We start from the raw sequence: 12,711 nt of genomic DNA on the forward strand, positions 1-12,711 counted from the left end.
TAAATTATGTTTGAAACATTTATAAAACGACCTATATTGTCGTTGGTTATTTCAGTGTTTATCACACTTCTGGGACTGTTGGCCTTATTTACACTGCCCATCACACAATTCCCGGATATTGTCCCACCGTCGGTAGTCGTCAATGCCAATTATACCGGAGCTAACGCCGAAGTGAGTACAAATGCCGTTGCTATTCCTTTGGAAAAAGCAATTAACGGTGTCGCCGGAATGACCTACATGAATTCAGTGTCTACCAACAACGGAAGCACTGTGATTCAGATCTTCTTTGAAGTGGGTACAGACCCCGATATCGCAGCTGTAAATGTGCAGAATAGGGTCACTACGGTATTGGATGAACTACCCGAAGAAGTTATTAAAGCTGGGGTAACCACCGAAAAGGAGGTTAACTCCATGTTGATGTATCTGAATGTTTTTACCGATGATGAAACTGCAGATGAAAGATTCATTTACAATTTCGCGGATATCAATATTCTGAAAGAGCTGAAACGTATAGAAGGGGTCGGGCTTGCGCAGATTATGGGTATGCGCGACTATGCAATGCGGGTTTGGGTTAAACCTGATCGTATGGCAGCCTATAATATTTCTGCAGAGGACGTGGTAGCTGCATTGCGAAAGCAAAATATCGAGGCCGCGCCAGGACAAACAGGTATCAGTTCGGATAAAATGCGCAACATGCAACAATATGTGTTACGTTATCCGGGTAAGTTCACTGAAATTGAAGAGTATGCGAATGTCCCCATCCGAGCGACTTCAAATGGTTCCATTATCCGTATAAAAGATGTTGCCGATGTTGAATTTGGCTCATTGGATTATGAAATGGTATCCAAGACGGATGGCCGACCATCTGCCTCCATCATGTTGAAGCAATTGCCAGGATCAAATGCACAGGAGGTAATTCAGCGTGTAAAAGATCGCATGGCCGAATTAAAACAGACCCAGTTCCCTACCGGCATGACTTATACCATGGGTTACGATGTGTCGCGGTTTTTGGATGCCTCGATTTCCTCGGTGATCAAAACCTTATTGGAGGCCTTCCTCTTGGTTTTTATTGTTGTGTTTATCTTTTTGCAGGACTTTAGGGCAACTGTTATACCGATTTTGGCCGTACCAGTATGTTTGATTGGAGCCTTATTTTTTATGCAGATGCTAGGTTTTTCCATCAACCTGCTGACCTTGTTTGCATTGGTACTGGCTATAGGTATTGTGGTGGATAATGGGATTGTAGTCGTCGAGGCTGTATATGCCAAAATGGAAGAGGAACATCTTCAGCCCATGGAAGCCACATTAGAAGCCATGAAAGAAGTTGGTGGTGCTGTGGTGGCCATTACCTTGGTAATGTCGGCCGTTTTCGTTCCAGTAGCCTTTCTCTCTGGACCGGTTGGCATATTTTATCGCCAATTCTCGTTGACACTCGCCGCCGCTATCGTTATTTCAGGAATCAACGCCTTGACATTGACCCCGGCGTTGTGTGCACTTTTTCTAAAATCACCACATGACCGTAAACCGTCGAATAATTGGCTCGATCGTTTTTTTAAAAAATTCAACGCAATTTATGATAAAACTGCCTTTGGTTACAAGGGAATTTTGGTAAAGACAAGTGCGCGACGTGGATTGACACTTCTCTTACTGGGCGGGTTCTTTGTCGCAACCTGGGGTAGTAGCGCTATTTTGCCCTCAGGTTTTATCCCGACCGAGGATCAGGGAATGATTTATGTTGCCGTAACAACGCCGCCGGGAGCAACCGTAGACCGTACTGAACGCGTTCTGGATAAAATTGACTCCGTATCGCGGAAACTCGATATCGTGGAAACCGTTTCCACCCTGTCGGGGTATAGTATTGTAACAGAAGTCTCTGGTGCTTCCTATGGAATGGGCATGATTAACCTAAAGCCTTGGAAGGAACGTGATCAGACTGTCGAAGATGTCATTAAGGAATTGCGTGAAAAAACCAAAGATTTTGCTGATGCACAGATTGATTTCTTTCCGCCGCCAACAGTGCCGGGCTTCGGTAATTCATCGGGTTTTGAGTTGCGGCTTTTAGATCGCAGCGGTAATGAGGACCTCAATAAGACCGCCGAAGTGCTGCAGAAGTTTATGGACGATATGGAGAAAAGTGAAGTTCTTCAGGATATCAGCTCCAGTTTTGATGTGAACTTCCCACAATATATGCTAAAAGTGGACTACGATATGGCCGCAAAAAAAGGAATATCGGTAGAAAATGCCATGAATACGCTACAGACCTTGATGGGAAGTCTCTATGCGACCAATTTTATTCGCTATGGACAAATGTATAAAGTTATGGTACAAGCTGGCCCCGAATATCGCCAGAGACCAGAAGATGTATTGCGTCTTTATGTGAAGAATGAGACGGGTGAGATGGTACCATACAATGCCTTTATTTCGATGGAAAGGATATATGGTCCTGAACAAATTACCCGTTACAATATGTTTAGTTCGGCCATGATTACAGGACAATCTTCCGCAGGCTTTAGTTCTGGACAAGCGATCGAAGAAGTGGAAAAAATAGCCTCATCTCTTCCCCAGGGTTACAGTATCGAATGGTCTGGAATGACGCGGGAACAAAAAATCTCGGGAAATCAGGCGCTGTATATTTTCGCGCTTTGTCTTCTCTTTGTTTATCTGTTGTTATGTGCACAGTACGAAAGTTTCTTATTGCCATTACCAGTTTTGCTCTGTCTTCCAGCGGGGATATTTGGGGCATTTATTTTCTTGAAGGTCTTTGGATTGGAAAACAATATCTATGCGCAGGTGGCATTGGTCATGCTGATTGGTTTGCTGGGCAAAAATGCGATTCTGATTGTGGAATATGCCAATTTGAAATATAAGCAAGGAATGGATATCGTGACAGCTTCAATCGAAGGCGCTGTTGCCCGGTTACGGCCCATATTAATGACTTCGTTTGCTTTTATTGCAGGTCTGATACCCTTGATGATGGCCAGCGGAGCCGGTGCATTGGGTAATCGAAGTATCGGTACGGCTGCAGTCGGCGGAATGCTTATCGGAACCATTCTGGGCGTTCTTGTCATCCCAGGGTTAGTGATTTTATTTTCGAAAAAGGATAAGAAACAGGGTGTTAAGCAGGCTTCTCTCGTGATTGCTGCGCTTATTTTATTTGGAAGTTGTTCAGTTCCCAAAAAGGCTCTCCAACCGGAGAAAGTTAACGTACCGGCTTCCTTTTCTAAACATCTTTCGCCCGATAGTTTAACGATAGGAAACCGATCCTGGAAAGAAATTTTTAGAGACTCGCAGCTGGTTTCCTTGATTGATTCGGCTTTACAGAACAATTTAGATATTCGTCAATCCATCTTGCGCCTGGAATCTGCACAAGCTTATTTCAAACAACGTAAGGCAGCATTAGGGCCAACTGTAGAGGCCGCAGTGGAGGGCGGGATACGGAAATATGGACATTATACCGAATCGGGCATTGGTAATTACGATTCAAATTTCTCGGAGAACTTGAAAAGTGATGAAAAATTGCCCGAACCCTTTATTCCTGACTATTTCATTGGACTCCGCTCATCCTGGGAAATCGATCTTTGGGGAAAGTTAAAGAGTCAAAAACAAGCTGCTTATTTTAGCTTCTTAGCAGAGCAGGAGGGAAAGCGTCTCTTGGAAACGGAATTAGTCTCTAATATTGCAACAGCCTATTATGAACTCATTGCTTTGGATCAAAAGATAAAGGTATATGATCGGAATATTGAATTACATAAAAATGCACTGGAAGTTGTTGAAGTAAAAAAAGATGCTGGTTATGCAACTGAACTTTCTGTCCAACAGTTTAAAGCGCTTTTGGCCAATTCTAAAGCTGCCAAAGAACAATTGATCCAAGAGATAGCACTTTGGGAACATCATATTAATGGTTTATTAGGCCGTTTTTATCAACCTGTTGTAAGAAGTACATATGCTGAAAACGCGGATTTATATCATGCAATGCATTTTGGTACACCCGATGATCTTGTCAACCATCGTCCCGATATCAAGGCCGCTTATTTGAAAGTGATTGCTTCTTCGAATAATCAGGAAGCATCACGTTTGGCTTTTCTGCCTTCTGTCGCAATAAGCCCATTTATCGGATTACAGAGCTTTAGCTTTAACAAGTTGTTTAATTTGGATAAATCTATTGCTTATAACTTATTTGGTGGCATTACGCTTCCGATATTTAACCAAAGACAACTGAAAACACAGTACGAGATTGCAAAGGCGGACTATGGAATTGCTTTTTTGGATTATGAGAAAGCGGTTCTGAACGCTTATAATGAGGTCTCTAATGTGATTATGACGCAAGAGGCAATAGGCAGACGACGTGGTTTTGTCGATGAACATGTTCAAGCATTAAAGCTTTCTATCGAGGCCGCACAGGAGCTATTTATTGCTGGACGGGTGACCTCTTTGGATGTTGTTACAGCACAGAAGGAATCGCTGGAAGCCCAAATCGGAAAAGTAGAACTGGAGAAAGAAAACACCTTAAATCAGATTCTACTTTACAAAGCATTGGGAGGAGGTTGGCAATAGGGGCCATACATTAAAAAGAAAACTATTTTTCATGCGATAAAGAATTAACTTGTTAATTCTTGGACCCCTCAACTGGGTCAGGGGAAGAGGCCGTCGTGAGACATCCTCTTTTTTGTTGTTATTTTTATGTAGTTTAGTCTACACGATGTTGAACCGAGTTTATTATGTTGCAGCGCTTTTTTCTATTTATTCTTTTCGCTCATTTTAGTCTTTACCTATCTGCGCAAGTGCCTTCCGATAGTGCCCGGGTCTTGCAACGACTGGAATATTTGATGGAAAACCAGAAAATTTACATCAAAAACCGTGAAGATAAATTGGAGAAATTAAAACTTGAGGCAAAAGCATTAGAAAGTAACCCCATTCAGTTTTTGAAGAAGAACTACGAAATCTTTGAAAATTATAAGAAGTTTGATTCTGACGCAGCGCTCACTTATATTTTACTGTGTCAAAAGCTCGCTCCGCCGCATAACGACTCCTTAAAGACAGTGATTCATCTCGATTTGGCATGGGTGTATTCCACCATCGGACGGTATATAGAAGCTGCACAACTGTTGAAGCAGGTCGAGCCGGCTCACCTTGGTAGGAATCTACTGGCAAAATATTACGATACCTACAGTTCCTTTTATAGCCATTACGGTCAGAGCAATAATCGATCAGAATATTACCAGGCAAGTGAAAAGTATCGGGATTCTTTGTTAATGGTACTACCGAAGTCTTCCTTGGAGTACCGTACTACCATTGCTATAAAAACACTTTTTAATGGTAATCGTGACGAAGCTAAAAAGCAATTGTTGGCCCTCTGGAATGAGAACAAAAAAGACACGGAGCAGCGCGCGCTGCTCGCCTATTTTATGGGACTCATTTATAAATATGAAAAAGATACGAAAAGTCAAATTTACTATCTTTCCATATCGGCCAGTGCAGATATTGAAATGGCTAATCGGGACAACGCATCTTTCCATGATCTAGCGCTAACGTTTTACGACCAACAGGATTTTGATCGTGCTTTTCAGTTTATTGAAAAAGCCATAGACGATGCGATGTTATGTAAAGTGCGGTATCGAATTATCGAAGGTACATCTTCTTACCCCATCATCAATGCAGCCTATCAGCAGAAAATCAGTAGCCAAAATAGGCAATTGGTTGGCTTGGTCATTATCGTCAGTATTTTATTGATTGGTGTAATCATTGGACTGGTTATTATATATAGACAGGTGCAACATTTGAGAAGGATTCGATCAGAATTATCGGCTACAAACCGACAACTTCGATCATTGAATGACGAAATAAACCAGACTAACCTTAAATTATCTGAATCAAATCATATTAAAGAAGAATATATTGCGCAATTTTTTGATATGTGCTCGAGTTATATCGATAAAATGGAAGATATCAGAAAAGCACTATTGAAAAAAGCGACGAATCAGCAATGGGATGCCTTGCGGGAACAGTTAAAGTCAACGCAAATGGAAGAAAGAGAGGTGCAGCAGCTTTATGTTAATTTTGATCGTATCTTTTTAAATCTTTACCCAACCTTTGTTGATGAATTTAATGCGCTGCTTCAGGAGGAGGAGAAAATCTATCCCAAGAAAACAGAACTGTTAAATACCGAACTTCGAATCTTCGCATTAATTCGGCTAGGCATCGACGATTCGGTAAAGATCGCAAGTTTCCTCAGGTATTCGCTTCGAACAGTGTATAATTACAGAACAAAAGTACGTAATAAGGCTGCGGGAAATCGTGATGCCTTTGAAGCTGCCGTTTGTCAGATTGCGGTGATTGACCGGGCGTAGACGCTCCTTTAATACGCAAAAACCATTTGATAATCCGATTTCCTTCGCTCATTTAGGTACTTTTTAACGCTATTTGTTTTTTGTATCATACTTATTTTTAGTAGTTTGTGTTTTTTGGCTGGTACTTTTTAAGTACTCGCCCTTTTTTCTCCATCAAGGTGATCTTAGTTTTGTTTTGAGCAATGCAGCAGGGGAAACTCATTGCCATTTTGGAATAACCAAAAGATGAAACAATAACCAATTTTTTTATTTCATATGATTTACTTTACACGAAAAGTTGCCTTTTCAATGGGGCTAGCTTTCTTGTTTACTTTGGTGAATTTGGTTTTTGCCCAAGACCGAGTTCAAGTCAGTGGACGTATCTTGGATGCCCAAGATCAGAAACCACTTTCAGGAGTAACCATTACACAAAAAGGAAGTAATAATGCAGTCTCGAGTAATGGAGATGGGCGCTTTGAAATTTCAGCTAGCACCGGCAGTATACTCCAATTTACCTTTGTTGGCTACGACAGTAAAGAACTACCTGCCAACAGTACCATGACTGTCCAATTAAATTCTTCAACCAATTTGCTGGAAGATGTCATTGTAATCGGTTATGGTAGCGTGAAAAGAAAAGATGTTACAACTGCAATCTCTTCTGTTTCCACCAAAGACCTTGAAAAGAGACCCGTTACTAATTTTGGCCAAGCCATTCAAGGTAAAGCTGCCGGGGTCACTGTTATTCAGCCGAGTGGTCAGCCAGGTGCAGCACCTCAGATTCAAATTCGGGGGATAACGTCTTTTAATAGTAATACCACTCCTTTGTATGTTGTTGATGGAGTTCCTGTGGAAGATATTAAGTTCTTGTCTCCCAATGATATCACGGATATTCAAATTCTAAAAGATGCGTCATCGGCAGCAATCTACGGCTCTCGGGGTTCGAATGGTGTCATCTTGGTTACGACAAAATCAGGAAAGGCCGGGGAGGCAAAAATTACACTTGGAACACAGTGGACAGCCAATGTTGTCAATAATACCGTTAAAGTTTTAAACACCAGCCAATACAAAGATTTACAGGACGAAATCGGTCTGGTAAATCTGCCAGAAGGATTGTTGGATAAGACCGACTGGTTTAAAGAGACCTATAAAACAGGTATACAACAAAACCATCAGTTATCCATATCGGATGGTAATGAAAAGCTTCGTTATTATTTGGGCGGTGGTTATCTGAACGAAAAAGGAACATTACAGGGATCTTTCTTCAGGCGATATAATTTTCGTGCTAATATTGATAATCAAGTCCGAAAATGGCTGAAGGTAAATGCAAATATCAATTATTCGGATAACAATGATAATGGAATTACTTCGGGCTTAGGCTCAAATCGCGGGGGGGTAGTCACATCCGTGATTACAACACCGACCTATGCACCTGTCTGGGATCCGACGAATCCGGATCGATTCTATAATAATTTTTATGGGATCAACAACATTACCAGTCCTTTGGAAAACTTAGCCCGGACAAGGAATAACAATAACCGCGAAAACCGTCTTGTTGCCACAGGAAGTGCATTGGTCTCCTTTATGCCTAACCTAACATGGAAAACTTCGTTTTCATTAGATCGAAGATCCGGTGTGATGACCACCTTTTTGGACCCCTGGACGACGGCTTGGGGAAGAAATCAATTCGGAGAGGCTTCAGATATTCGTAATACAAATACCGTATTGACGTGGGACAATTTCTTGACATACACGAAGACCTTCGGAAAGCATAATTTGGAGTTAATGGGCGGTTCGTCATGGACGGACTCGAAGTACTCCAGAAATTACATCTATGGTTCACATTATGCTAATGGAATAATTGAAACACTGAATGCTGCAAATAAGATCTCTTGGGATGGAACAGGATCTACAGCATCCAACTGGGGGATTATGTCCTATTTCGCACGCACAATGTACAATTATGATGGCAAGTATTTATTGACAGCAAATATGCGTACAGACGGTTCTTCGAAGCTGAGTCCAGAGCGCCGCTGGGGGTATTTTCCATCGGTGTCGGCTGCATGGAGAATCTCTGCTGAAGACTTTATGAAAGATGTAACCTGGATAAACGACTTTAAAATCCGCGGAGGATGGGGACAGACAGGTAATCAATACGGATTAGGCGATTATGCTTACCTGCAATTGAGCGGTATCCAACGCCAACAGTGGTTTGTTGAGGGAAAAGACAATTCATTGCCAAATATCAATAAACCAACAATCTTAAGAGCGAAAGATTTGACTTGGGAAACGACAAGTACAACCAGTATCGGTTTTGATATCACTATGTTAAGCAATAGATTGACGATCAGTGCAGATTATTATAACAAAGACACGAAGAATCTTCTAATGAACGCAAGTCTGCCCGCAGGACAACAAGCAAATACAATCCAAAGAAATGGTGGAAGATTGAACAATCACGGTTTTGAATTTGCGGTAAATTCGAAAAATCTGACCGGTAACTTGACTTGGAATACAGATTTTAATATCTCTTTCAACAGAAATAAGCTTCAGCAGCTCGACTTACAACAGGTGTATTATGATGTCAAAACGAACGATTATGTCAATGATTTTGTGGTGAAAAATGAGCCCGGAAGATCGCTTGCAGGATTCTTCGGTTATATTTCAGATGGCGTAAACCCTGAAACCGGTGAGCTCATGTATCGCGACCTGAACGGAGATGGAAAGATCTCGTCAAGCGACCGTACGTATATCGGCAATCCCCTGCCAAAGTTTGTGTATGGTATGACAAATAGTTTCTCTTGGAAAAATTTCGATCTAAGCATATTCATTCAGGGAACTTATGGAAACGACATCTTCAATGCCAGCCGTATGGAAACAGAAGGGATGTATGATGGTCGAAATCAAACGACCGTTGTATTGGATCGTTGGCGGGTACCGGGACAGATTACACATGTTCCTAAAGCTGGGTTTGACATGAAGAATTCAACCTATTTTGTTGAAGATGGTAGTTATTTGCGGATGAAAAATGTGTCCTTGGGCTATTCCATTTCTCCGGAGAGACTGAAGCGTATTGGTATCCATAAAATTCAGCCTTATCTATCTGTAAGCAATCTGTTTACCTTGACTAAGTATTCAGGTATGGATCCGGAAGTAAACCAATATTCGGGCGGATCCGATTCCAGAATCCAAGGTATAGATTGGGGTACCTATCCACAGAATCGTTCATTTGTTTTAGGTCTTAATATTGAGTTTTAATTGTCTGTATCATGAAAAAATATATAAGTAATGCTCTTTCTTTGCTAACCGGCTCTTTGTTTTTATTTTCTTGCTCTTTGAACCGTGATCCACTTTCAGATTATTCGGATGTGAGTCAAGGGAAGACCGAGACAGGAACGCAGATTGTTTTTAAGAATAGAGCTGAGGTTGAGACCTATTTGGCGGGGATTTATCAGCAAATGAAAGATCGGCAGGAACATTGGTATCTCGATCTGCTCCTAATCGGAGATTCCCATGCCGATAATTCCTATGCGGGAACGACGGGAGCTGAAGTCGTACCTTTCGAAAATAATTCTATTGAAGGGTCTAATTCGGTTGTTGACCGGGATTGGGGAAGATATCTGGAAGATGTTGGACGTGCAAATCGATTGATCATTTACGTTGATAGTGTTGCTGATAAATCGTTGAGCGATACGGATATTAGAACGTATAAGGCACAAGCTAAACTATTCAGAGCATTGGCGATGTTTGATATGGTCCGTATATTCGGATCTATCCCTGTCATTACCACAATTGCACCCGATATTACTGGTGACAATGTCAATGAAGTTTATCCGCAATATTTTCCAAAACAAGCCACAGAAGAAGAAGCCTATAAGCAGATCGAAAAAGACTTGATGGACGGATTGGCTGATGCACCAGCCAACAATAATGGGAATAAGACTTTATTTACCAAATCCGTCGCACGAGCGATGCTGGCAAAGATCTATGCCGAAAAACCAATTCGCGATTACGCTAAAGTTATCCAATATGTTGACGCATTGACTGCGGATGGATTTGATCTGAATACCAATTACTCAGATCTATATGCAATGAATGCAAGCAACACAGATCTTGCACAGCGGAATACGAAAGAATCGATTTTGGAAGCACAGTTTACTTCGGGTGGAGGTAATTGGGCGACTTGGATGTTTGGAAGGGATTTGTCCAATTATGATAATAACTTCACATGGGCCAAATGGATAACCCCATCTCGGGACTTGATTCAAGCGTATACGAATGAAGGGGACCAGATCCGTTTGGGACAATCTATCGTCTATTATTCCACAACCTGGAGTAATTATTATCCTTCCAATCATTACCCTTTTATGTTTAAACTGCGATCTGCATTTAATAGCATTGTTAAGCTTCGTTACGCAGATCTTTTGTTGTTAAAAGCAGAAGCTTTAATCCAGCAGGGAACAGATTTATCCGGTGCGGCAGACATTATTGACAAAATTCGCGCAAGGGCTAAATTGCCTAAAATATCCGCTGCCGTACGTTCAAATAAGGAAGCTCTATTAGACGCTTATTTGAAAGAACGTCGTCTTGAATTGGCCTTCGAAGGACAACGCTGGTTTGATCTCGTGCGCTTAGACAAGGTGGAATCTGTCATGAATGCTGTTTATGCAAAAGATGCTGGAAGAAAGGCACAGGTGTATCCCTTCACGAAGAACTCTTACCGTTTACCGATTCCGCAACCAAAAATTGATCAGAATCCTAATCTAGTTCAGAATCCGGGGTATTAACTGATTTAACAATGGAAATTCTCATTTGATGGATGGCGAAAATTTATTAACAGATGAAACGCAATAATAAAAAAACTATGATATATACATTCTTGTTGTCCTGTCTAGTGACGGCAACATCTTGTAACCGTGACAGCTATATACCTTCACAAGGTGATGAAATTAAAAAAAGTGGTGATGTTACCATTTATACGACGACAGGCAGTCGGTCTTTGGATTTTGGAAAACGCTTTGTTGATTTCAGTTCCAAATTTAATATGTCGCCCAATACAATTACGTTAGATCCAGCTAAGAAATTTCAGACAATGGACGGCTTCGGTGCAGCAGTTACAGGCTCTACCTGTTATAATCTGATGAAGATGAGTAAGGAAGATCGAACAAAATTTCTTACGGAGACTTTCTCAGATAAAGATGGAATGGGAATGAATTACATCCGTATTGCTATTGGATGTTCCGACTTCTCTTTGAGTGAATACACCTGCTGGGACAAGGAAGGAAAGGAAAATTTTGGACTACAGTCGGAAGAAACGCAATATATCGTTCCAGTGTTGAAAGAAATACTTGCCATCAATCCATCCATAAAGATCATGGGCTCCCCATGGACGCCACCGAAATGGATGAAAGTGAACAATCTCACTGATTTAAAGCCCTTTGATTCGTGGACCAGTGGCCAGTTAAATCCAAAGTATTATCAGGACTATGGTTGGTATTTCGTTCAATGGATCCAGGCAATGAAGAAAGAAGGCATTAATATTTATTCGATTACTGTTCAAAATGAACCATTGAACAGAAAAAATTCCGCTTCGCTTTATATGTCATGGCAAGAGCAACAAGCTTTTGTCAAACAAGCGCTAGGCCCACAGTTAAAAGCGGCTAACTTATCAACAAAGATCTATGCATTTGATCATAATTATAACTATGATAACATTGCTGATCAGGCTGATTACCCTGTAAAGATCTATAACGATGCCGGAGCGGCTTCATTCTTCGCCGGAGCGGCATACCATAACTATGGTGGGGATAAAGCGGAGTTAATTGATATTCATAATCAACGCCCGGATAAGGAACTGGTATTTACAGAAACATCCATTGGGGAATGGAATGATGGTCGGAATCTCGAAAAACGTTTGATGGAGGATATGCGTGAAGTGGCCCTCGGTACCGTAAACAATTGGAGTAAGGGGGTCATTGTATGGAATCTGATGCTAGATACCGACAAAGGACCGAATCGCGAGGGAGGCTGTCAGACATGTTATGGAGCCGTGGATATTAGTAAGGCAAATTATAAGAATATAACACGTAATTCGCACTATTATATTGTTGGTCATCTTTCCTCGGTGGTCAAATCAGGGGCTACACGGATTGGCGCTTCTGGATATACAGCGGAAGGATTGGTTTATACAGCATTTCAAAATACAGACGGAACCTACGCTGTTGTTCTGTTAAACGAATCGGGCGATAGTCGTAAAATTACGTTGGCAGATGGTAAACATCATTTTAGCTATGATGTGCCAGCTAAGTCGGTTGTTTCTTACCGCTGGACCTATTAACTGGAGGATGATAAACCCTAAGCGCTATCACATGGATAGCGCATAAATTAT

At 41.4% G+C, this 12,711-nt stretch carries 5 protein-coding genes; all 5 read left to right on the forward strand.

Translation table 11 applies throughout. From position 1 onward, the window contains the following. Nucleotides 1–6: 6 nt before the first annotated feature. The 5 genes from AAW12_RS16435 (at nucleotide 7) to AAW12_RS16455 (ending at nucleotide 12,660) form a co-directional block, all read left to right on the forward strand. Nucleotides 7–4,554, forward strand: a complete 4,548-nt coding sequence (locus AAW12_RS16435; protein ID WP_046674745.1) for an efflux RND transporter permease subunit — start codon at nucleotides 7–9, stop codon at nucleotides 4,552–4,554. Between the two features lie 164 nt (nucleotides 4,555–4,718). Further along, complete coding sequence (locus AAW12_RS16440; protein ID WP_053003766.1) at nucleotides 4,719–6,347, forward strand: DUF6377 domain-containing protein; 1,629 nt, start codon at nucleotides 4,719–4,721, stop codon at nucleotides 6,345–6,347. Nucleotides 6,348–6,602: 255 nt separating this feature from the next. Further along, a complete protein-coding gene (locus AAW12_RS16445; protein WP_046674746.1) occupies nucleotides 6,603–9,581 on the forward strand; it encodes a SusC/RagA family TonB-linked outer membrane protein in 2,979 nt (992 codons plus the stop codon). Between the two features lie 11 nt (nucleotides 9,582–9,592). Beyond that, nucleotides 9,593–11,110 carry a RagB/SusD family nutrient uptake outer membrane protein gene (locus tag AAW12_RS16450; protein ID WP_046674747.1) on the forward strand — a complete coding sequence of 506 codons (1,518 nt, stop codon included), beginning with the start codon at nucleotides 9,593–9,595 and terminating at the stop codon, nucleotides 11,108–11,110. A 77-nt stretch (nucleotides 11,111–11,187) separates the two neighbouring features. Further along, complete coding sequence (locus tag AAW12_RS16455) at nucleotides 11,188–12,660, forward strand: glycoside hydrolase family 30 protein (protein WP_084823223.1); 1,473 nt, start codon at nucleotides 11,188–11,190, stop codon at nucleotides 12,658–12,660. Nucleotides 12,661–12,711 lie beyond the last annotated feature (51 nt).

This window comes from Sphingobacterium sp. Ag1 (assembly GCF_000988325.1).
Lineage (GTDB): Bacteria > Bacteroidota > Bacteroidia > Sphingobacteriales > Sphingobacteriaceae > Sphingobacterium.